Origin of the sequence: Mesobacillus thioparans (genome assembly GCF_965138835.1) — a bacterium.
In the GTDB taxonomy this organism is placed as follows: Bacteria; Bacillota; Bacilli; order Bacillales; family Cytobacillaceae; genus Mesobacillus; species Mesobacillus thioparans.
On sequence record NZ_CBCSFH010000014.1, the window covers coordinates 52,182 to 74,748 of the forward strand.

At 46.3% G+C, this 22,567-nt stretch carries 16 protein-coding genes; 15 read left to right on the top strand and 1 reads right to left on the bottom strand.

What is annotated here, in order from left to right:
* Positions 1 to 73 precede the first annotated feature (73 nt).
* From ACNAZ4_RS19280 to ACNAZ4_RS19350, 15 genes are all read left to right on the top strand, one after another.
* Positions 74 to 991 carry a DMT family transporter gene (locus ACNAZ4_RS19280; protein WP_415817152.1) on the top strand — a complete coding sequence of 306 codons (918 nt, stop codon included), beginning with the start codon at positions 74 to 76 and terminating at the stop codon, positions 989 to 991.
* 377 nt (positions 992 to 1,368) lie between these two features.
* Entirely contained in the window at positions 1,369 to 2,136 is a 768-nt protein-coding gene (locus ACNAZ4_RS19285; RefSeq protein ID WP_415817154.1) for a 3-hydroxyacyl-CoA dehydrogenase, read from the top strand.
* A gap of 129 nt (positions 2,137 to 2,265) precedes the next feature.
* Positions 2,266 to 4,095: a LysM peptidoglycan-binding domain-containing protein gene (locus ACNAZ4_RS19290; RefSeq protein ID WP_415817155.1), complete on the top strand. Its 1,830-nt coding sequence runs from the start codon at positions 2,266 to 2,268 to the stop codon at positions 4,093 to 4,095.
* A 125-nt stretch (positions 4,096 to 4,220) separates the two neighbouring features.
* The gene (locus ACNAZ4_RS19295; protein ID WP_415817156.1) at positions 4,221 to 6,269 is read left to right on the top strand and encodes a sigma 54-interacting transcriptional regulator; all 2,049 of its coding nucleotides are present in this window, start codon (positions 4,221 to 4,223) and stop codon (positions 6,267 to 6,269) included.
* A 457-nt stretch (positions 6,270 to 6,726) separates the two neighbouring features.
* Complete coding sequence (locus tag ACNAZ4_RS19300) at positions 6,727 to 8,250, top strand: class I adenylate-forming enzyme family protein (RefSeq protein ID WP_415817158.1); 1,524 nt, start codon at positions 6,727 to 6,729, stop codon at positions 8,248 to 8,250.
* A gap of 29 nt (positions 8,251 to 8,279) precedes the next feature.
* Positions 8,280 to 9,425 carry an acyl-CoA dehydrogenase family protein gene (locus ACNAZ4_RS19305; RefSeq protein ID WP_415817160.1) on the top strand — a complete coding sequence of 382 codons (1,146 nt, stop codon included), beginning with the start codon at positions 8,280 to 8,282 and terminating at the stop codon, positions 9,423 to 9,425.
* 31 nt (positions 9,426 to 9,456) lie between these two features.
* On the top strand, positions 9,457 to 10,611 hold the full coding sequence (locus ACNAZ4_RS19310) for a thiolase family protein (RefSeq protein WP_415817162.1): 1,155 nt from the start codon (positions 9,457 to 9,459) through the stop codon (positions 10,609 to 10,611).
* Positions 10,612 to 10,787: 176 nt separating this feature from the next.
* Positions 10,788 to 12,359 carry a fatty acid--CoA ligase gene (locus ACNAZ4_RS19315; protein ID WP_415817164.1) on the top strand — a complete coding sequence of 524 codons (1,572 nt, stop codon included), beginning with the start codon at positions 10,788 to 10,790 and terminating at the stop codon, positions 12,357 to 12,359.
* A gap of 18 nt (positions 12,360 to 12,377) precedes the next feature.
* Entirely contained in the window at positions 12,378 to 13,472 is a 1,095-nt protein-coding gene (locus ACNAZ4_RS19320; protein ID WP_415817166.1) for a CaiB/BaiF CoA transferase family protein, read from the top strand.
* A 24-nt stretch (positions 13,473 to 13,496) separates the two neighbouring features.
* Complete coding sequence (locus ACNAZ4_RS19325) at positions 13,497 to 15,116, top strand: long-chain fatty acid--CoA ligase (RefSeq protein WP_415817260.1); 1,620 nt, start codon at positions 13,497 to 13,499, stop codon at positions 15,114 to 15,116.
* A gap of 418 nt (positions 15,117 to 15,534) precedes the next feature.
* Positions 15,535 to 15,816, top strand: a complete 282-nt coding sequence (locus tag ACNAZ4_RS19330) for an autorepressor SdpR family transcription factor (protein WP_415817168.1) — start codon at positions 15,535 to 15,537, stop codon at positions 15,814 to 15,816.
* A gap of 1 nt (position 15,817) precedes the next feature.
* On the top strand, positions 15,818 to 16,450 hold the full coding sequence (locus tag ACNAZ4_RS19335) for an SdpI family protein (protein ID WP_415817170.1): 633 nt from the start codon (positions 15,818 to 15,820) through the stop codon (positions 16,448 to 16,450).
* Positions 16,451 to 16,640: 190 nt separating this feature from the next.
* Entirely contained in the window at positions 16,641 to 18,365 is a 1,725-nt protein-coding gene (locus ACNAZ4_RS19340) for an ABC transporter ATP-binding protein (RefSeq protein WP_415817172.1), read from the top strand.
* Positions 18,359 to 20,158, top strand: a complete 1,800-nt coding sequence (locus tag ACNAZ4_RS19345) for an ABC transporter ATP-binding protein (RefSeq protein ID WP_415817174.1) — start codon at positions 18,359 to 18,361, stop codon at positions 20,156 to 20,158. Before ACNAZ4_RS19340 ends, ACNAZ4_RS19345 begins: the two co-directional genes overlap by 7 nt.
* A 147-nt stretch (positions 20,159 to 20,305) precedes the next feature.
* Positions 20,306 to 21,604 carry an ATP-binding protein gene (locus tag ACNAZ4_RS19350; RefSeq protein WP_415817176.1) on the top strand — a complete coding sequence of 433 codons (1,299 nt, stop codon included), beginning with the start codon at positions 20,306 to 20,308 and terminating at the stop codon, positions 21,602 to 21,604.
* A gap of 46 nt (positions 21,605 to 21,650) precedes the next feature.
* Here ACNAZ4_RS19350 and ACNAZ4_RS19355 read toward each other — a convergent pair whose 3' ends face one another.
* Positions 21,651 to 22,565 (bottom strand): response regulator, encoded by a 915-nt coding sequence (locus tag ACNAZ4_RS19355; RefSeq protein ID WP_415817178.1) that lies wholly within the window; start codon positions 22,563 to 22,565, stop codon positions 21,651 to 21,653.
* Positions 22,566 to 22,567 lie beyond the last annotated feature (2 nt).

Sequence of the window (22,567 nt, forward strand, 5' to 3'; positions counted from 1 at the left end):
CTCTTGCCCTTTTTTTAAAAAGGAGTAGAATGGAAATTATGCTTTAATCGTTTAAATGAAAGAAGGATACATCATGAAAAATTTAAAAATATATATGATTCTAACGGGTGTCATGTTCCTGTGGGGACTGAATGTAACGGCACTTAAAGTAATCGTGGGAAATTTCCCGCCGATTACGATTACCTCGCTTCGTGTGTTCACCGCGGGAATCTCGGTATTTATCATTCTCTTTTTCTTAAAAAAAGTCCGGCTGCCTTCAAGGAAAGAGTGGACCTATATTGTTGGCGGCGGCATCCTGAATGTAACAGGACACCATCTGTTTCTGGGAATTGGATTAAAGGTGACCTCGGCAGTTAATGGCGGCTTGATCCTTGGACTTGGACCGCTTCTGACAGCAATGATGGCTATTATTTTCCTGGGAAAGAAGCTGACATTTGTCCGGACACTTGGGTTCATTTTCGGGGGAATCGGCGTCACATTGACTGTGCTGGCAGGAAATACAGGGTTGTCAGGCATGTCGATCGGTGATTTCTATGTGTTTCTTTCAATCCTTTCACAGGCGATCAGCTTCATCATTATTTCTAAAGCTGCGAAGACATTGGATCCTCGTCTATTGACTGGATACATGCTTGTTTTCGGCTCCTTCTTATTGTTCTTGATCGGATTGTGGAAAGAGCCAGCTGGTTTGGCAAGTCTTGGGAATGCTTCAGCAGGAATATGGGGAGTATTCTTTGCATCAGCGATTTTTGCTACGGCAGTAGGACACATGCTTTATAATTATGCCATTGGCCAAGCGGGACCGGCCGAGGCGTCAATCTTTCTGAACCTGAATACTTTCCTATCGATCTTGTTCGCTGCAATCTTCCTCGGGGAAAGGGTCACATCCTCCCATTTGCTCGGCCTGATTTTCATCGTCTCAGGCGTCATCTTCGGATCAGGAGCACTTGAGGAACTGTTGCTCAGGAACAGAGCGAAACGAAATGCAGCTTAATAGTGTTGGGGGGCAGGGCTTTGGCTCTGCCTTTTTTGCATGGAAACCAGCATACTGGTAAAAAAATGAGTTTTGCAGACCAACAGGGAATATATCGGCTTCAACCGGGAATATATTCGTTCCAACGGGGATTAAAATTGAATCAACAGGGATTATATTCGTACCAACAGGGAATAAAGCCGAATCTCCATCGGTAAAACATAAAAAATAGCTTCAGGATTCAGTTTCCCGCTTTCAAAAGTGTCCATTCTCCAGAAAAAACTGTCCTGATTTTGGACAGCTTACCCTCAAATTCTCTTTATTTCCTTGAAAAAAGCATTGGCATGATTCTTGCTTTCTATAAAAGCATAACTTTATATAAGTGGAGGTCAGTCAAAATGAAAATGAGCGAGACTAAAGCGATTGTTACCGGAGGAGCATCTGGGTTAGGGGAAGCGACTGTCAGGAAAATCATCGGCCAGGGAGGAAAGGCTGCGATTCTGGATTTGTCAGAGGAACGCGGCGAGGCTCTTGTTAAAGAACTGGGGGAGCAGGCAGTTTTCATAAAAACAGATGTAACGAGTGAAGAAGAAGTAAGGAATGCTGTCAATAAAGCAAGCGAGTCATTTGGTTTCATCAACACGGTTGTAAACTGTGCCGGGATTGGAGTGGCGGGAAAGCTGCTATCAAGGAAAGGCGTCCATTCGCTGGACATGTTTTCTAAGGTCATTTCCATCAACTTGATCGGCACCTTCAATGTGATCAGGCTTGCTTCCGAGCAGATGTCCCAGAATGACCCAAATGAATTTGGTGAGAGGGGAGTCATCATCAATACGGCGTCGGTCGCCGCGTTCGACGGCCAGATCGGGCAGGCGGCATATAGTGCTTCAAAGGGCGGAGTGGTCGGCATGACGCTGCCAATCGCAAGAGAACTTGCTGCATATGGCATCAGGGTGATGACGATAGCTCCAGGCCTATTCCATACTCCAATGTTCGATTCGCTACCGGCAGAAGCAAGGGACTCGCTTGGAAAAATGGTGCCATTCCCGCAGCGTCTTGGTTATCCGGAGGAATACGCACAGCTTGCTGAAAGTATTATTATCAATCCAATGCTAAACGGTGAAACAATCCGTCTTGACGGAGCGATCAGGATGCAGCCGAAATGATGAAAAGCCCTTTCCTGTCATAGGAGAGGGCTTTTTCTTATGGTAAAATTTTCGCGTTGTAGAAAATGATGAAAACGAATATGATATTTTTGCAATATAACATTTTAAGAGAGAGCAGGGACAACTAGAGTGACAACGAAATTTATTAGAATTTTCATGCTTTTATTTTTTACAGCGGCAGTTTCCTTTCCGCAATTCGCTTCTGCAATGGCGGAGGTCACATCCTTCAGTCAGTCTACAGGGACTGTTGCGTACCAGGGAAACAATGTACCTGGCTATGTTTCGTTTGAGCTGAAGACGAGTGAGCCGACTCGCGGTCATATTTTAGCGGTAGGCAACGGTGTCCAGACTAAAATCAACCTTTCAAGTACAGATTTTAAAACAGTCCATAAAATAGATTGGGTGCCATGGGATGATACGAAGAAAGCTCCATTGCCTCCGGGTGAATACCAGCTGAAGGCGTATTTATCAGACCAGGGCTACAACCAGATGCAAGGTTATCCGCTTGGAAAACTGACTGTTGTGGCGGAAACGAATCCGAAGCCATTATTCGATCAGGTTTTGATCAATCCGTCCGTGTTTTCTCCGAAATACGGCGGATCGGAAAATGTACAAATTCCTTTCAACCTGAACCGTCCGGCAGAAGTACAGCTGATGATCTGGCAAAATGGTGCTGAAGTCTACGCTGGCAGCAAAATGAAGCTTTTGCCTGGCAGCCATTCCTTAAGCTGGAACGGAACGGATAATGCAGGACGAGTTGTTGCGGACGGAACCTATGATGTCTACTTCAACTACATCGAGACAGCATTTAATTACCCGGCGACGAAACAGTCAGCCCAGAAAGCCGGGACGGTTACCATCAAGGACGGCGACTATGAGATCCCGCAATGGAGACTGAAAGAAGTGGTTGCGGACGCTGTCTTCACCTCTGACGTAATCAACCCGGACGGTGACGGCGTGAACGACACGGTAACAGGTCAATTCACATTGGCAGAGCCGGCAAAGGTATCAGTCTATATTGCGAACGCAGCAGGCGCGCATATGAAAAATGTGGTTGCTGGACAATCATTCCAGGCAGGAACACATTCTTTCACCTGGGATGGAACCGACTTTAATGGCGGCAAAGCAGCGAATGGAAACTATTTTATCAGGGTCATGGTGATTGAAGACGCAAACACCGGCTATATCTCTTTTGCAGATTCAGTCAGATTTGAAGGCGGCTATGAGTTCAAGGCGCTGCAGCCTGAAAAGCGAGTGAGAGTAACCTCTGAAACTGCTAAACTTTCGGTCTATCCAATGAGTCAGGGCTATACGGCTGGAAAAGGAGATACTTTCCCGTTAATGTCCGAAACAGTTGAAAATGGCCGGTACGAGGTACTGGTCAAAGAAGGTGTAACCGGTACAATCAATGTAAGTGATGTGGAGCTTGTGGCTGAATCCACTCCGCCGTCAGTTCCTAACACGATCGACTATACCGTGATCAGCGGCGACACACTGTGGAAAATCGCTGCAAAATTCAACAGCAGCATTTCCGAAATCGTCAAACTGAACAATCTTGATCCAAATCAGTATTTATCTATCGGGCAAAAACTGAAGGTGCCAGCTCCGGCTTCACCTGAACCGACACCGACACCACAGCCAGTGGTATATACGGTCCAATCAGGGGACACTCTCTGGAAGATTGCCCAAAAATATGGCACAACAATTGATAGTATCGTGAAAGCGAATAATCTGGATCCAGCCAAGTACTTGTATATCGGACAGAAACTTACGATTCCAACGACAACTGCTCCTGAACCGCCGGTTGCCCAGCCTGTCATCCACACAGTGGTAAGTGGAGATACACTGTGGAAAATCAGTGTTAAATATGGCACAACCATCGATGCGATTGTAAAAGCAAATAATCTCGATCCGGCTAAATACCTGTATATTGGCCAGAAACTCAACATTCCACGCTAAAAATCATCACCTGCTCCTCGCCTGGGGGGCAGGTTTTTTCATGGCTAATAAGTGTACTTTCCCCCACATTGTTATATAATTGAAGTTATAATATTCAGAAATTTTTAACGGATGGGGGGAAGTGAATGCTTGAATTCAGGGATATCGTCACCCCTGTTGACTGTCTGGTCACGGAGAAAACAACTTTGCAGGAGGCAGTAGAAATCTTCCGGGAAAAGAAATGGAATCTGCTGCCTGTTACTGATAATGAAAAGAATCTTCTTGGCGTTTTTACCCGCAGCGGCTTGTACCAAATGATCCTTGAAGGAAGTCCACTTGAAACGGCAATACGTCCATACATAAAGAAAGAAGCGAGATCCATCCGAATCGATACTCCTTATTATGAGATCGAGCAGATTGTAAAAACAAGCAAGGTTGGTACAGGCGTAGTGCTGGATGAAGAGGATAAGGTCATCGGTTTACTGACCAAAACCGAAATGGTGGTCGCTCTGCTGAAATCTGCGAATACCCTTAAGGACCAACTGGAAACAATCCTTCACCACTCCAATATCGGTGTGCTCATGACTGACGGCAATATGCAGATGATTTATGCAAATGAAGCTTTTGTGAAAATCAGCGGGCGGACCATTGAGTCGATTATCTCCAGGAAACTCGGCGACATTTTTCCGGGGTTGCTGAACGGAGATGACACGCCTCATCATTATGAAAAATTCAAATCGATCCTTCATGTATCATCCTATGAAACAGTGAATCATGAAGAAGGGAAAATCCTGTTATTCCAGGATATTTCTGAATTTGAAAAAATGGCAGAAGAACTAGAGACAGTCAAAAAACTTAAGCTGACAATCGAAACGACACTCGAGAATGCATACGATGGAATCCTGATGACAGACGAAAAGAACATGATCACCATGGTCAGTCCGCCAATGCTCGAACTGTTCAGCCTGGAAAAAAATGAAGTGCTGTACAAACCAGTCGAGCAAGTCCTTCCGCAACTGAAGCTTGGCAATGTGTTCAAATCCGAAATGGCGGAAGTCAGCGATTTTAACGAAATGAACGGGATTCGATATATTGTCCACCGGATTCCAATCAAGAAGGATGGCAAGGTGATTGGAGCAATTGGCAAAGTGATGTTCCGCCAGTTGAATGAGGTCAGCGAGTTGTTCAAACGACTTCAAAAAGCGGAGAACAAGGCTAGCTTTTACCATCAGCAGCTGCAGAAATCTGAGTCAGCCAGGTTTACATGGGACCATATTTTCAGCAAGGATCCTTACATGGAAAAATTAAAGAAAAGTGCAGCCAAAGCAGCAAAAGGCAGATCAACTGTACTGATCAGGGGTGAAAGCGGTACAGGCAAAGAATTGTTCGCACATGCCATCCATAACAGCAGTGCCCGCAGTGAAGGTAAATTCGTTGTCGTCAATTGCGCAGCCATCCCGGAGGACCTGCTAGAATCAGAGTTCTTCGGTTATGAAGAAGGGGCCTTTACGGGAGCAAAGCAGCGCGGCAAAATTGGAAAGTTTGACCTTGCCAATGGCGGTACGCTTTTTCTCGATGAAATCGGCGATATGTCCCTGTCTCTCCAGGCAAAATTGCTAAGAGTCCTGCAGGAGCGTGAGTTTTACAGGGTAGGCGGAAACGTGAGGGTAAAGGTCGATGTCCGGATTATCGCGGCGACAAACCGCAACCTGGAAGAGATGGTGAGGCAGGGGGAGTTCAGGGAAGACCTATATTACCGATTGAATGTCATTTCCTTGAATATTCCGCCGTTAAGGGACCGCGTTCAGGATGTCGAATATTTGATCACGGGATTAATGAAAGAACTGAACTCAATGCTGGGTACGAGCATCACCGGCATCTCATCACAGGCAAAAACCGCACTCCTTCGCTATGAATGGCCAGGCAACGTGCGTGAATTGCGGAATGTCCTGGAGCGCGCCATGACCTTTGCCGAGCATGGAAAAATACAGGCAGAGGACCTGCCGGATTACTTACTCTCGCAGCTATCCAGCCCACTTATCGAACAAATCAGCCTGGCGGAAGATGCCGAGCTTGGTGCGATCAGGAAGGCCCTCTTCCAGACAAACGGCAACAAGGCAAAGGCAGCCAGACTTTTGGGCATCAGCCGTTCAGGCCTTTATGAAAAAATAAAGAAATACCAACTGAGCGTATAGGAGGCTCTATGGACACAAAAATATATTGGCTACTGATGCCGCCTTTCTTTTTGGCAGGAATACTACTTTTCGTCTTTCTGCCGAAAGAAAACTGGTTTCTGATATTTCTGCTGCCCCTGATTTTTTGGGGTGTCTATTATTCGTGGGTACATAGCCGTCGAAAAAATAAAGATTAACTTTGTATTTCCTGGCGAGCTGGAAAAAACAATTTTTTTTCAGTTCGCCAATAAGTTTATAGCCAATAAAGTTGTGAATTTGGCCGTTAAACAAGGATTTCTCCAATAAACTGCCCATCAATATGTCCAAACAAGGTGTTCAATTTCCGGACACTTCCATAAACACGATTAATGACTAGTACTTGGTTTAACTGCATTTATCATTTTCGGAAAATTGGCATAATTATTGCATGCAAAAAGATGAATGCGTTTTCTAAAATAACCACTGGGGGGAAGTTTGTATGGATATTGGGTCATATTTAGCGCAAAATGCCAGGAAAACACCAGAGAAGCTTGCGATTGTTTGTGAAGGAAGAAGTTATACGTACCGGCAGTTCAATGAGGAAGTGAACAAGCTTGCTCACGGATTGCTCAGTCTGGGCATTCACAAAGGCGATAGAATGGCATTAATGATGAAGAACTCTGATCAGTTTGTGTTTGCTTTTTTTGCAGGAGCTAAAATCGGGACGGTCATCGTGCCGGTGAATTTCCGCCTGACATCATCCGAGGTCCATTACATACTGGAACAGTCCGGTGCCATGCTGGTTATTTGCGATGATGAGTTCGAGGAGGTCATCACTTCAGCATGTGAAGGAACAAATGCGGCACATGTCATCACGACTGGAACCCCTAAAGGAGTTGGACATCATTCATTCGAAAATGTCCTATCTGAAAATTTTACAGAACCACAAATTCTAGTCAGTGATGACGATGACCTTGAAATCCTGTACACATCCGGGACGACCGGGAGGCCAAAAGGTGCCCTGTTTGACCATAAACGAGTCTTCAATGTCGGTTTGACGATGATGATCAGCATGGGCATTAACCAGGAGGAACGAATCCTCCACATCGCCCCGCTGTTCCACTCGGCACAGCTTAATTTATTCCTGATCTCTGGTGTCGTACTGGGCGCATCCCATATCATCCACCGTGATTTCCACCCGGTCACAACGCTGCAGGCGATTCAAGAACATAAAATTACTCATTTCTTCGGTGTCCCGGCAATGTTCAACTTTATGCTGCAGGTTCCAAATGCTTCAGATTACGATCTTTCATCGATAAAAAGATGCGGGTATGGAGCCGCGCCAATGGCTCCGGAACTGGTTCGGAAGAGCATGGAATTATTCAGGACTGATCAGTTTTACAATCTATGCGGTCTGACCGAGGCAGGTCCCGGCGGCATCCTGCTTGGGCCTGAAGGGCATAAGCATCATCTCGGAAAGGGAGGAAAGGCGGCATTCCTGACAGAAGCACGAGTGGTGGATGAAGAAGGCAAGGATATTAAACCTGGAGCTGTGGGTGAATTTGTCATCAAAGGCGAATCCATCATGAAGGAATATTACAAGAAGCCGGAAGAGACGGCAAAAACGATTAAAGATGGCTGGCTTTATACAGGTGATCTGGCCACGATCGATGAAGCAGGATATATCACTCTTGTTGACCGGAAAAAAGACATGATCATTTCCGGCGGCGAAAATGTCTATTCCATTGAAGTCGAAGAAGTCCTTTATGAACACCCTGCCGTACTGGAGGCAGCAATCATAGGTCTTCCGGATGAAGTTTGGGGAGAAGCAGTCTGTGCAGTCATCGTGCCAAAGCAGCAGGCAGTTGTTGATGAGCAGGAGCTTAAGAGCTTTTGCCGCCAAAAATTAGCCGGGTACAAAGTTCCGAGAAGAATTTTTATCGAAGAAGCATTGCCACGTAATGCCTCTGGAAAAATCCTGAAATACCAGCTTCGCCAGAAACTGAATGAAGTAAAGCTTTAATAGTTTTAGAGAAAAGGGGAGATACAAAAATGAAACACCCTTATTTAACCGATGACCATGAAATTTTCCGCAGGTCACTGAGGAAGTTTTTAGAAAAGGAGGCATATCCTTTTTACGACCAGTGGGAGGAAGAGCGAATGATCCCGCGATCTTTCTGGGAGAAGATGGGCGAGCAGGGCTATCTTTGCCCGGACATTGATGAGGAATATGGCGGAAGTGAAGTAGACTGGGGCTTCGCGGTTGTCATCAATGAAGAGCTCGAGCGGGTAGGCTCAGGCCTGGTTGGTGTTGGGCTCCATAATGACATCGTAGTTCCGTATATCACCGCATATGGTACGGATGAACAGAAACAAAAATGGCTGCAGAAATGTACGACAGGTGAAATCATTACCGCGATTGCGATGACAGAGCCGGGGACAGGTTCGGATCTGGCGAATATCCAGACGACAGCAATCCTTGATGGCGACCATTATATTTTAAATGGGCAAAAAACATTCATTACTAACGGCATCCAATCTGATTTGATTGTCGTTGCCTGTAAAACAGATCCTAAGGCGAACCCGAAGCATAAAGGTGTCAGCCTGCTTGTCGTTGAGCGCGATACACCAGGTTTTTCACGAGGCAGGAAATTGAATAAGGTCGGGCTGCACTGCCAGGATACAGCGGAACTCATTTTCGAGGATTGCCGTGTGCCAAAAGAGAATTTGCTTGGAGAAGAAGGGAAGGGCTTCCTTTATCTAATGGAAAAACTCCAGCAGGAACGCCTGCTTGTCGCGATTGCCGCACAGACCGCATCTGAAGTCATGCTGAAGCAGACGATCGAATATGTGAAAAGCCGAGAAGCATTCGGCAAGCCAGTGAGCAAGTTCCAGAATACACAATTCAAGATTGTCGAGATGGCAACAGAAATAGAGATGAGCAGGGCTTTCCTTGACCAGCTGATTGCCGAGCATATCGAAGGCAAGGATGTTGTGACAAAGGTATCGATGGCCAAATGGAAGCTGACAGACAGCGCGAAAAAAATCGCTGCCGAATGCATGCAGCTGCATGGCGGCTATGGATATATGGAAGAATACGAGATTGCGAGAAGGTTCCGTGATATTCCGGTTGCCAGCATCTATGCAGGAACGAATGAAATCATGAAAACCATCATTGCTAAAAACCTTGGATTATAGATAATTAGATTTTCAGAAAGGAAGATGTAGCATGCGTGAGGTTGTAATTGTCGAAGCTGTCAGGACGCCTGTCGGCAGAAGAAAGGGTTTATTAAAGGATATCAGGCCGGATGAACTGGCTGCTGGAGTTTTGAAGGAGGTTGTGAAACGGGCTGGAATCGATGCCGGGCTTGTTGAAGATGTCATCCTCGGCTGTGTGACCCAAGCGGGAGAACAGGCGGGAGATATTGCCAGAGTGGCCGCTTTGACTGCCGGTTTCCCGATCGAAGTACCAGGAACGACGATTGACCGCCAGTGCGGCTCCAGCCAGCAGGCAGTCCACTTTGCTGCCCAGGCGATTCTTGCGGGAGACATGGATGTCGTCATTGCCGGCGGCGTTGAAAATATGACTCGTGTTCCAATGGGCTCCAATTACCAGGATGCCAACCCTTTCAGTCCTAAATTAAGAGAACAATACGAGATGATCCATCAGGGACTGTCCGCGGAACGGATCGCGGAGAAATACGGTTTTACCCGCCAGGAGCTCGATGAGTTCTCTGCTGAAAGCCATCGCCGTGCTTTGAAGGCCCAGGCTGAAGGTTATTTCAAAAAAGAAATCATGCCGCTCGAGGTCACCCTTGAAAATGGTGAAACGACGTTGATGACGGAGGACTCAGGCCCGCGTGAAGGAACGACAGCCGAAGTATTGGCCGGACTGAAAACAGTGTTCAAGGAAGACGGCGTCATTCATGCCGGGAACTCGAGCCAGATCAGTGACGGAGCAGGAGCACTGCTGTTGATGAGCCGTGAAAAGGCAGAAGAGCTGGGCTTGAAACCGCGCTTCAAAGTCCACACAAGGGTAGTGGTAGGTTCAGACCCGACACTGATGCTGACAGGTCCGATTCCTGCCACAGAAAAAGTCCTCAAAAAAGCCGGCCTGAAGCTTGAGGACATCGATGTATTCGAAGTGAATGAAGCATTCGCACCTGTCCCAATGGCATGGCTAAAGGAAACAGGCGCAGACCCTGCGAAGCTGAATCCAAATGGAGGAGCAATTGCGCTCGGACACCCTCTTGGAGCAAGCGGCGCCCGCCTGATGATTTCGATGATTCATGAACTAGAGCGTACCGGCGGCAGGTATGGCCTGCAAACAATGTGTGAAGGACACGGCATGGCGAACGCAACCATTATTGAGCGGTTAGATTAATAGATTCCTATCCTTCATTGACGCCCCGAATTCACAGAAATTAGAAAAACAGGTCACCAATAAGAGCTATTGGAGCCTGAAAAAAGCAGAAAAAAGAAAAAAAGGTCACCAAAGGTATTTCCATATACAGCTACTCTGAAAAGCAAAAAAACGACATTTGATTAGGAGGAATGCAAATGAGCACAACGATCGGCAAGATTTTTGACCTGACCGTAATGAAGTTCCCGAATAAGGAAGCCCTCTATGATGTCCGCAAGAATGTCCGTTTTACGTACAGTGAATGGAATGATGAGGTGAACAGGCTCGCCAATGCGCTTCTTTCTGAAGGAGTGAAGAAGGGGGACCGGGTCTCTACGTTCACTTTCAATACCGAGGAGCTGGGTACCGCGTTCTTTGCTTGTGCGAAGATTGGCGCAGTCTTCAATCCTATTAATTTCAGGCTGTTGGGGGAAGAGGTTGCGTTCATCCTCGGGGACGCAGCGCCTAAGGTTGTCCTTTTTGAAAAAACAGTGGAACCAGTCATTGCTTCGATTGAAAACAGGTTCCCGCATATCTCTTTCTGGTATATCGACGAAGATACGCCAGAATATGCCCAGAGCTATCATGAAAAGGTAAAAGCTGCTGAGCCAAAGCCAGTTGAAATGGACGTTCATGAAGACGACCTGTACGCAATCATGTATACCAGCGGCACGACGGGCAGGCCAAAGGGAGTCATGCACAAACATCGCAATATGGTCGAGCAGAGCATGATTGTTGTCGGTTCAACGAAATTGGGTGCGAATGATAAAGGACTGGTGACTGCACCAATGTTTCACTGCGCTGAACTGCATTGTGCATTCCTGCCTAGAATCCATGTCGGCGGCAGCAATGTCATCCTCCATCAATTCGCTCCAAAGAAAGTACTCGAGCTGATTGATTCGGAGAAAATCACCAAGTTCTTCGCCGCGCCAACCATGTGGAATATGCTTTTACAGGAGAATCTATCAGACTATAATATCGAAAGCCTGAAACTTGGATTATATGGAGCAGCCCCGATGGCGCCGTCCCTAGTCCATGCCTGCCATGACCAGCTGAGAATCAAGCTTGTCCAGGCATATGGAATGACGGAGATGGGCCCAGCAATCACTTTCCTTTCTGAGGATGACCAGCTGACAAAAGCAGGTGCCGCTGGCCAGGCTTGCCTGAATCACGAAATCCGGATTGTCCGCCCGAATGAGAATGGACCGTCCGATCCGGAAGACGTCCTTCCGCCAGGCGAAAGCGGTGAAATAATCGTCCAGGGTCCATGCATGATGTCCGGCTATTTCAATCGTGAGGAAGCGACGGAAAAAGCGATGTACAAAGGCTGGTACCATTCCGGTGATATTGGCTACCTCGATGAAGAAGGTTATCTGTGGGTGAAGGACAGGGTGGATGACATGATCATCAGCGGCGGTGAAAATATTTATCCACGCGAGGTTGAGGATGTACTTCATGCCCATGAAGGTGTGCTTGATGTGGCGATTGTCGGGCAGCCGGATGACCGCTGGGGTGAATCCGTTACAGCTTTTGTCGTGAAAAAAGATCCCCATGTAACAGAAGAAACCCTGGATGAATGGTGTAAGAACAGTGACAGCCTGGCAAATTACAAACGCCCGCGCAAGTACCTATTTGTTGAGGCGCTGCCACGGAATGCGAGCGGAAAAATCCAGAAATTCATGCTGCGTAAACAAATGGAAGAATTGTTTTCAAAAGGACAGCCGACTTAGTGGAAAGGATTTTCGAACATGTTGAATGATATCAAGATCGTCGACTTCACGAATTATATCCCGGGTCCTTTTGCAACGCTGAGGCTGGCGGAGCTCGGAGCGGAGGTCGTCAAGATCGAAGCGCCTGGCGGGGATCCGGCAAGGAACACTGGGCATGGATATGTCTTTAGCGCCCATAACCGCGGCAAAAAAAGCATCGTAATCGATTTGAAGCAAACCGAAGGGAAAATGCTTGCCCTCGATTTACTTGCGGAGGCGGATGTTGTTGTTGAAAGCTTTAGGCCTGGTGTTATGGAAAAGCTGGGGCTTGGCTATGAGGCCGTGAAAAAGCACAACCCGGGCATCGTCTATTGCTCGGTTACTGGCTACGGCGCCAAAGGAGAAATGAGCAGCCTTGGCAGCCATGACCTGAATTATATGAGCCTGAGCGGGGCTCTGGCCCAGTTGAAAGACAGTACAGGAAGGCCGGTGCATCCAACCCATACTTTTTCCGATTATATCGGAGGATTGGCTGCGAGTGAACGGATTCTCGCAGGGCTTGTGGCCAGGGGGAAAACCGGGGAGGGAAGCTATCACTGCCTCTCGATTGCCGACAGTATGGCTTCACTGATGGCGAACCATGTGCTGATTGGAAAAGAAACGGGATACCAGCATGGCGTGTCCGTCCTTAATGGTACGGTCATCGGGTATGGAATTTACGAAACCAAGAATGGCCGCTATGTCAGCCTGGGTGCTCTTGAGCCAAAGTTTTGGGACAATTTTTGCCAGGGTGTCGGGCGGACGGATTGGCAGCCAGCGCATTATTCGAGACCGGAAGAATCGAATCCTGTATACGTCGAGCTCGTTCAGTTGTTTAAAAGCAAATCATTGTCAGAGTGGGCAGAATTCGGCATGAAGGTTGACTGCTGCCTGACCCCTGTCCTCGAGGCCGGGGAGTTGTCAGATTATCCATATTGGAAGGAAAAGAGCTTCATCCTGCCAGAAGGCCAAATTAAAATGCACGGTGATTTGCCAACACGGAAGGGTTTAACTCCACCCGAAAAAGGAGAGCAGACAGAAGAAGTTTTGAAAGAGTGGCTTGGTTTAGAGAACAGGGTAAATAAATATTCTTAGTGAGCGGAAGGGGAATGGATGGTTATGATGAATGTTCCATTGACAGTAGGATCACTATTGGAAAGAGCAGAAAAATTTTTCCCGAAAAAGCAGGTAGTGTCGAGGACTCTATCAGGTATTCACCGATTCACCTACAAGGAGATTGGCGAGCGGACCCGCAGACTTGCCAGCGCGCTTGAAAAGCTTGGTGTCGAAAAAGGTGACCGTGTCGGTACTTTTGCCTGGAACCACCATCGTCACCTGGAAGTCTATTTCGCTGCACCTGGAATGGGGGCTGTGCTCCATACGATCAATATTCGGTTATCTCCCGAGCATGTCTCCTACATTATCAATCATGCGGAAGATAAGGTGTTGCTTGTCGATGAGGATCTGGTGCCGCTGATTGAGCGGAGCAAGGATCAATTTAAAACGGTGGAAGCATATATCATCATGACCGACAAAGACGAGCTGCCGGAAACAACATTGGAACCTGTCTATTCATATGAAGAACTATTGCGGGAATCCAGCCCTGAATTTGAATTCGTAAAAGATATAGATGAAAATGAACCGGCCGGAATGTGCTACACTTCGGCAACAACCGGCAATCCAAAGGGAGTGGTTTACTCCCATAGAGGCATCGTCCTCCACAGTTTCGCGTTTGGCCTGGCCGATACTGCTGCATTGTCGGAAACCGATGTCGTACTGCCGGTTGTCCCGATGTTCCATGCCAATGCCTGGGGCCTGCCATTTGCCGCGACATGGTTCGGTTCGACCCAGGTGCTGCCGGGTCCGCTGTTCACGCCTAAGCTGCTGGCAGATCTGATTGAACAGGAAAAGGTCACCTTCACCGCAGGAGTGCCGACGATCTGGTTAGGGCTGCTGAATGAATTGGAAAAAGGAAGCTATGATACTTCTTCATTAAGGTCGATCGTCTGTGGAGGTTCTGCTGCACCGCGCGGCATGATCAAAGCATTCGAAACGAAGTACAAAATTCCATTCCTGCACGCATATGGCATGACTGAAACTACGCCATTGGCCACGGTTTCCCGCCTGAAGAGCTATCAGGTTGGGCTTGAGGAAGATGAAATCCTCGATATCCGTTCAAAGCAGGGCCTGCTCGTACCAGGTCTTGAGATGAAAGTCATCGGCGGAAATGGTGAAGTGAAATGGGATGGCGAGGAAATGGGAGAGCTGCTGCTGCGTGGCCCATGGATTGCCGATGAATATTACAAGGATGAACGATCAGAAGATGCATTCCGTGATGGCTGGCTATATACCGGCGATGTCGCCACCGTGGATGAAGAAGGCGTCATCAAGCTTGTTGACCGGACAAAGGACCTGATCAAGAGCGGCGGTGAATGGATTTCGTCTGTTGACCTTGAGAACGCTCTTATGGCGCATGATGCCGTATTCGAGGCAAGTGTCGTCGCTGTTCCACATGAACAATGGCAGGAACGCCCGATTGCCTGTGTCGTCCTTAAAGAACAATACAAGGGTCAAGTCGACAAGCAGGAGCTGCTTGATTTCATTGCTCCGCAGTTCGCCAAGTGGTGGCTGCCAGATGATGTGGTGTTCATGGAAGAGATCCCGAAAACCTCAGTAGGAAAATTCCTGAAGCGTGCATTGAGGGACCAATTGAAAGACCACCTAGTGCAGAATTCATAATGGATAAAAAAAAGAGAAAGCGCTGCTTGTGAGTGCGCATAGTTCCTAATGGTGCCCTTATGATAAGTGAAACCCCTGCATAAGGGTACCATTAGGCNATAAAGATGCCCTTATGAGAGGGGAAACTCCTACATAAGGATACCATTAGGTCATAAAGATGCCCTTATGAGAGGGGAAACTCCNGCATAAGGGAANCATTAGGTCATAAAGATGCCCTTATGGGAAAGGAAACTGTTGCATAAGGGCATTATTGGTTCCTGAAAACCAATATAGTAATCAACCTTTTCCTCCAATAAATTAGCCGGCTGTCAAAGTGCAGCCGGTTTTATCATGAAAAAGAATTGCAAAAATCAGGAAAACGGTTTAGTATTTAGTTAAATAACTAAATACCTAAATCACGTAAAGGGAGGTCTTTAGCTTGAATGATGCATTTAAAGCACTTTCGGACCCTACCAGAAGAAAGATCCTCGATCTGTTGAAGGACAGGGATATGACAGCTGGAGAAATCGCAGACCACTTTAACATGACAAAACCAAGCATTTCACAACACTTGAAACTGTTGAAGAATGCCGGGCTGATCCAGGATGAGAAGCAGGGACAATACGTCATCTATTCTCTTCATACGACAGTCTTCCAGGAGCTCATCAGTTGGGCGTTCAGCTTCACTGAAAATAATAAAGACCGGGAAGGGGAAAAATAAAATGAAAAAGCATGTACTGCCTTTGACTATGATTGGTCTTTTGATTCTTGCGTGGATCCTTGCGTTTCCGAAGCTGCCTGAACAAATGCCAATCCACTGGGATGTGAATGGCGAAGCAAATGGATTTGCTTCTAAACTCAATGCGATGTTCTCTACGCTTGGGATCATGGTGATCCTCTATTTATCCATGGTTTTCTTGCCAAAAGTGGATCCGAGGAAAACAAATTATAAGTACTTCTCGAAAAGCTATAATATTATATTGAATGCCATTTTAGGAGTCCTTTTTGTCATCAACATCCTGATGCTGGCAAATGCAATTGGTTATGATGTCCCTATTGGCAGTATCGGACCATTGGTGGTCGGAATTATTTTTATGATCCTTGGAAACTATATGCCGCAGGTCCGGTCTAACTTTTTCATCGGAATTCGGACTCCGTGGACACTAAGCAGTGATGAAGTTTGGAAAAAGACACATCGGGCTGCTTCAAAAATCTTCTTTTTTGGCGGTCTAGTGATGATCCTGGCTACCTTCGCACCTGTCAGTTGGAAGGTACCGGTATTATTCACCGTCATAGCTTTGACTATCGTTGCACCTTATATTTATTCTTATTTATTATTCAAAAGAAACCTCTAATCAACGCAGTAAAAGCAGCACAACCTGAAACCGGGCAGGGACAACAAACTGGATGAAAGTATGGACGGTCCTGAAAATGGACCGTTTTTTATATCTTTTAATTCAAAAAATTCGTTAAAAGGAGTATGATAGTAGATATAAAATTCGGAAGACGAAATAACGGCATTGGTCAACTGGGGGTACCATCTTCATGAATATATTTTCATTTGTAAAACCGTATCGCATCCCAATCGCGGCTGCGCTTAGCTTAATGCTCATCGAACTGGCTGTGGAGCTTTTCCAGCCGCTTTTAATTGCGAAGATCATCGATGAAGGAATTGTTGCACGTGACCTCGACACGGTCATCAAATGGAGCGGAGTCATGCTCGGGATCTCCATCCTTGCCTTTGCATCGGGTATCGCAAATTCGTTTATAGCTGCTCATGCAGGGCAAAGTTTTGGCTTTGACATTCGTGAAAAGCTGTTTTCCAAGGTCCAGGCTTTCTCCTTCACAAACTTCAGCCATTTCCCATCTTCGTCATTGATCACGAGGATCACCAATGATGTGACACAGCTCCAGAACACGTTCTTCATGAGCCTGCGGATTGCAATGCGCGCTCCGTTGCTGGTAATCGGGGGAATCATCATGGCCATGATGGTCCATGTGAAATTGGCTCTTCCATTTGTCATCATCATCCCGCCTTTGCTGATTTTCCTTATATGGATCATGAGAAAGGCTGGGGGTTTGTTTAAAAGTGTCCAAAAACGTCTTGACAGAGTAAATGGCGTCATGAGAGAAAACCTTGTTGGCATGAGACTGATCAAGGCTTATGCCAGGGGGAACTATGAAGGTACAAGATTTGAAACAGCGAACAACAATCTAAAAGAACGCACAGTTTTTGCCTTGCGGGTCACTGAGGCTACGATACCGGTTCTGCTGCTTTTCATGAACCTGAGCGTAATTGCTGTTCTCTGGTTTGGAAAAATAGATGTCCAGTCAGGCAGAGTCTCAGTAGGTGAAGTCGTTGCGATCGTCAACTACGCTGCCAGGATTACTGCTGCTTTTTCAATGTTCTCATGGATCATCATGGTATTTTCACGTGCCCGGGCTTCAGCTGAACGTGTAACCGAAGTCCTGAATGAGGGAATCGATCTTGAAGATACCGATGGAAGCAGGGATGTCTATGGGATTTCTGAAGGCAAAATTGAGTTTGACAAAGTCTCGTTCCAGTTTCCGGACACCAATATACCAATTCTTGATGATTTGTCGTTCAAAATCGATCAGGGTGGAACCGTAGCAGTCCTTGGAGCGACCGGTGCAGGCAAAACGTCCATGTTCCAGCTGATTCCGCGCTTATATGATGTGACCACTGGAGAAATCCGGATTGACGGCCATAATATCAAGGATCTGAAGCTTAAAAGTCTCAGGGAGGGAATCGGCTATGTTCCCCAGGAGGCATTACTGTTCACCGGGTCGATCAAGGAGAACCTCGCCTGGGGGAAACAGGATGCGACTGAGGCAGAGATGGTCAAGGCAGCATCAGATGCCCAAATCCATGAAACAATCAAGAAATTGCCGAACCAGTACGATACGCTTCTTGGACAGAAAGGTGTCAACCTTTCAGGGGGCCAGAAGCAGCGCTTATCTATTGCTCGTGCATTGATTAAAAAACCGAAAATCCTTCTGCTCGATGACAGCACAAGTGCGCTGGATTTAAAAACAGAAGCAAAGCTGCTGCATGCGATAAGCAAATATGATTGTACGACAGTCATCATTACCCAAAAGATCAGCACCGCCAAGGAAGCAGATAAAATCCTCTTGCTTGAAGACGGCTCTATCATTGGCTATGGCGACCATCAATACCTGCTTAAGCATTCTTCTCTATATCAAGCAATCTACAACTCCCAGTTCGGGGAGGTGCAGGCAGGATGTTAAGGAAGCGAAAAGAAAACATGACAGGCAGCCAAAAGAATACTGTAAAAGGGATTGCGCCGACAATCAGGCGGATCTGGTCCTATCTTGCAGACCAGCGGAGCCTGCTGATCCTCGTCCTTTTAATGGTTGTCGCGAGTTCTGCACTTGGATTGCTGGGCCCATTCCTGATCGGATGGGGCATCGATGAGTATTTTGCGACAAATTCGACGGATGGTTTCATCTGGCTGTTAATCGGCCTTGCAGCCGTTTACGTAATGCATTCCTTATCATTGTGGTTCCAAAGCTACTGGATGATCGGAATTGCCCAGAAAACCGTCTATACAATGAGGAGGCAGCTATTCAGCCATTTTCACAAGCTCTCGATTGATTTCTTCAACAAGCGCCAGCATGGAGAACTGATGAGCAGGGTCACCAATGATATTGAAAATGTCAGTGCGACTCTGAACTCCTCTGTCATCCAGATATTTTCAAGCGTACTTACGCTCGTGGGAACACTGGCAGTCATGATTTGGCTGAGTCCGTTACTTACCCTGGTGACGATGATGATCGTTCCATTGATGTTCATGGGCATGAAATGGATTACGAGCCGTACCGGCAAATTGTATAAGGAACAGCAACGCCGGCTTGGAGAGATGAATGGGTATATTGAGGAAACAATTTCTGGACAAAAGATCATCAAATCCTTTTCCCAGGAAGCAAAAGTCATCGAAGAGTTCCGAATGAAAAACCAGCAGCTGAAGGACTCAGGCTACTGGGCCCAGACATTTACCGGCTTTATCCCAAAATTGATGAATATGCTCAATAACCTCAGTTTTACCATTGTGGCAGGGGTAGGCGGCTTCTTCGCCTTAAGAGGATACGTAACGATCGGGACAATCGTCATCTTCACCGAATACTCCCGGCAGTTCACAAGGCCATTGAATGATCTGTCGAACCAGTTCAATACATTGCTGTCAGCTGTGGCAGGAGCCGACCGTGTCTTTGACATCATTGATACGGAAGAAGAGGCTGTAGATGAAAATGGAGCAGAGCCACTCCAGAATATCCTCGGGAAGGTCGAGTTCAAGGATGTATCTTTTTCCTATGAAAAAGGAGGAGATACTGTATCTCAATTGAACTTCCAGGCGAAACCTGGCCAGACGATTGCATTGGTCGGCCCGACCGGTGCTGGGAAGTCGACGATCGTCAACTTGATTTCCCGTTTTTATGAACCGGATCAAGGGGAAATCTTAATTGATGGGCACGACAGCAAAAAGATAACTCGCGAAAGCTTGCGAAAACAGATGGGTTTCGTCCTTCAGGATTCATTCCTGTTCCAGGGAAGCATCAGGGAGAATATCCGCTATGGAAGACTGGATGCAACAGACGAGGAAGTGGAGAATGCTGCCAGGGCTGCGAATGCCCATTCCTTCATCCAACGGTTGCCGGAAGGATATGATACTGAGCTTAGCCAGGATGACGCAGGAATAAGCCAGGGGCAAAAGCAATTATTGTCGATTGCCAGAGCCATCCTTGCTGATCCTGCAATCTTGATACTCGACGAAGCAACCAGCAGCATTGATACAATCACGGAACTGAAAATACAGGAAGCCCTCCAGTATCTGCTGAAGGGAAGAACAAGCTTCATCATTGCCCACCGCTTGAATACGATCAAAAATGCTGATCAGATCATCGTCATAGAAAGCGGGCAAATCATTGAAAAAGGCAGCCATGAATCATTGCTGGAACAGAAAGGTTTTTACCATGACCTGTATACAAGCCAGCTTGAAAAGAAAATGTTAATGAATTCTTAGCAGGGGCCTCAGGGCTCCTTTTTTTGTACTAATATATGACAAATTTCCCGGGGAATAGAGGAATCATGAAAACTTTGTCGTATTCCTAAAAAGAAGATACTACGTTTGGGCTATACTATTTAACTCTCTTCGATTGGAGAAGATAAAATGCTCGTCGAAAAACTCCTGTTGAATGTTTTGATCATTTTGCTGCCTATTTTTATTCACAGTGTCCTTTTTGATAACAAAAGCGTTGGGAAATCACCATATTTATGCGGGATCCTCCAAAGTCTTGCTCTGTTTCTCTCGCTGGTGTTTTCATATGAACTTGGCGGGCTATATTGGGATCTTCGTTATGTGCCGATGGTGGTTGCCTTCCTGTATGGAGGGCCGATTGCCGGAGGCATGGTGTTGCTTACATATCTGGCTACTAGGACCTTCATGGGAGGGGATATACTTCTTGGTTATTCGAGCGGCTTTTTGGCAGCGTTCATTCCCTTCCTTTTCATGAAGAGGTTCTGGACCTTTGATGCAAAGAAGAGGGTCAGGACTGCTGTCATTGTTGGTTTCTGGCCCTCACTTTCTATGCTCATCATTTTGGTCACCAATATTGTCATCAATAATGCCGCGGCTGAAGATGCGAATAAAATCTTGATGAATGTTTCGATCTTTGGTGTCATTCAAATCTTCTCTGTATGGCTGGCAGCGGTCCTTAATGAGGCATTGCTTGAAAAGGAGCTGATGAGGAAAGAAATCCTCCGGGCTGAAAAACTTAATACATTAGGGGAACTTGCAGCCTCCATTGCCCATGAAATCAGGAATCCACTCACTGTAGTGAAAGGTTTTCTGCAAATGATGCACAAGCAGGAAAAGGGAGATAACTTTTACTATTTGAGTCTCGTGCTGACCGAGCTTGGAAGGGCGGAATCCATCATAAATGATTACCTGAATTTCGCAAAACCCCAATTTGAAAAGCTGGAGGACGCAGAGCTTGCGGATATCATTTCAGAAGTGACTATCCTGCTGGAAGCCTTCGCGGCAAAAGAAGGGGTGCAGGTAAATGTCAGGCTTGAGTGGGGGGTTTTTGCAAAAACAGACAGGAACCAGCTGAAACAAGCTCTTGTGAATATTATAAAGAACGCAATTGAGGCTACCGATGATGGCGGTGAAGTCATCATTAGCCAGGCTGCGGTCGGTAATGAATCATATATTGTGGTTTCGGATAATGGAAAAGGAATGGATAGTGCGCAAATTGCGAGACTCGGTACATTATTTTATACAACAAAAGATAAAGGTACAGGACTTGGGACTTCAGTGTCGATTAAAATCATTGAGGCAATGGGCGGTACGATCTCCTTCAAGAGCGAAAGAGGAGTTGGCACAGAGGTGACGATTATATTGCCGTCATTTAAAACTTACTCAAATAAAGGGCAGAACCCTGTTGAACTTGGTGCTGAAATGAAATAAAGACCCAGAGGCTTCCCCCTGGATCTTATTATTTTTATGCATGCATTTATGATTTAAGTGACTTTCGCGCTTCCATATATAGGGCCTGCAAGAACTTTTTAATGTTGGAACGGGGAGGAATTGCACACGTTTCAGTTTTACCTTCTAACTCCAGCATTTTCATTCGTACCTGTGTGTAGTCGAAAAATGAACTGCTATAATGCTCAAACTTAGGGTTTGAATAATCCGTCAGTCCCAATGAAGCTAGATGTTCTAAGGCCTGTTGCAATGCCCTTCGGACACGCTGTTCTCCCGCTTTTACCTCTTTTCGTACATCTGCAGCAGAAGCGCTTGTTCCTAAGCGTTTATTTATCATCTCTTCAAATAAATCTTTTAACGGAGGTGTTTCTTTGACACCATTCTGCTCATGTTTGTAGAGGATACTTAGCAGGTCTAGCAGGTCTTTATTGCCACTTTCGCTGATAATACCTAAGTCGAATAGGATATTCTTCCCAGCACTGACGATCGAATGTTTGCTCAGAGGTAGACTTGTTTCTGTTTTGAATCCCGGGAGCATGTTGAGTGAACGCTGAATATCCATAAGGGATTTTTTTAGTATCAAATTTTCGCAAACTTTCTTGATGACACTAGAGACTTCAAGCTTGTTAAGGGGTTTGGTAATATAATACTCGACACCAAGTCCATAAGCTTCCCCAATCAGTTCCTTCGATTCCACTTGAGAAATCATAATGATACTTCCATTGAATGAATTACTTATCTCCTTTATGGTTTCAAGCCCATCACGATTTGGCATCAATAAATCAATCAGTAATATATCAATACCTTTTACTTCGAGAATGTCAGGATAAACTTCAGAACCATCTTCAGCCTCTCCTTCAACTGACCCCAAATCCTGGTCTTCAATTATGTTTGCCAGCATCGCTCTTATAGCCGGTGAATCATCTACAATAAAAAAACGCATTA

What these genes read in the sequence shown, in the direction of transcription:
- ACNAZ4_RS19280 (WP_415817152.1), top strand. Translation starts at nt 74, where the DNA reads ATGAAAAATTTAAAAATATATATGATTCTAACGGGTGTCATGTTCCTG.
- ACNAZ4_RS19285 (WP_415817154.1), top strand. Translation starts at nt 1,369, where the DNA reads ATGAAAATGAGCGAGACTAAAGCGATTGTTACCGGAGGAGCATCTGGG.
- ACNAZ4_RS19295 (WP_415817156.1), top strand. Translation starts at nt 4,221, where the DNA reads ATGCTTGAATTCAGGGATATCGTCACCCCTGTTGACTGTCTGGTCACG.
- ACNAZ4_RS19300 (WP_415817158.1), top strand. Translation starts at nt 6,727, where the DNA reads ATGGATATTGGGTCATATTTAGCGCAAAATGCCAGGAAAACACCAGAG.
- ACNAZ4_RS19305 (WP_415817160.1), top strand. Translation starts at nt 8,280, where the DNA reads ATGAAACACCCTTATTTAACCGATGACCATGAAATTTTCCGCAGGTCA.
- ACNAZ4_RS19310 (WP_415817162.1), top strand. Translation starts at nt 9,457, where the DNA reads ATGCGTGAGGTTGTAATTGTCGAAGCTGTCAGGACGCCTGTCGGCAGA.
- ACNAZ4_RS19315 (WP_415817164.1), top strand. Translation starts at nt 10,788, where the DNA reads ATGAGCACAACGATCGGCAAGATTTTTGACCTGACCGTAATGAAGTTC.
- ACNAZ4_RS19320 (WP_415817166.1), top strand. Translation starts at nt 12,378, where the DNA reads ATGTTGAATGATATCAAGATCGTCGACTTCACGAATTATATCCCGGGT.
- ACNAZ4_RS19325 (WP_415817260.1), top strand. Translation starts at nt 13,497, where the DNA reads ATGATGAATGTTCCATTGACAGTAGGATCACTATTGGAAAGAGCAGAA.
- ACNAZ4_RS19335 (WP_415817170.1), top strand. Translation starts at nt 15,818, where the DNA reads ATGAAAAAGCATGTACTGCCTTTGACTATGATTGGTCTTTTGATTCTT.
- ACNAZ4_RS19340 (WP_415817172.1), top strand. Translation starts at nt 16,641, where the DNA reads ATGAATATATTTTCATTTGTAAAACCGTATCGCATCCCAATCGCGGCT.
- ACNAZ4_RS19345 (WP_415817174.1), top strand. Translation starts at nt 18,359, where the DNA reads ATGTTAAGGAAGCGAAAAGAAAACATGACAGGCAGCCAAAAGAATACT.
- ACNAZ4_RS19350 (WP_415817176.1), top strand. Translation starts at nt 20,306, where the DNA reads ATGCTCGTCGAAAAACTCCTGTTGAATGTTTTGATCATTTTGCTGCCT.
- ACNAZ4_RS19355 (WP_415817178.1), bottom strand. Translation starts at nt 22,565, where the DNA reads ATGCGTTTTTTTATTGTAGATGATTCACCGGCTATAAGAGCGATGCTG.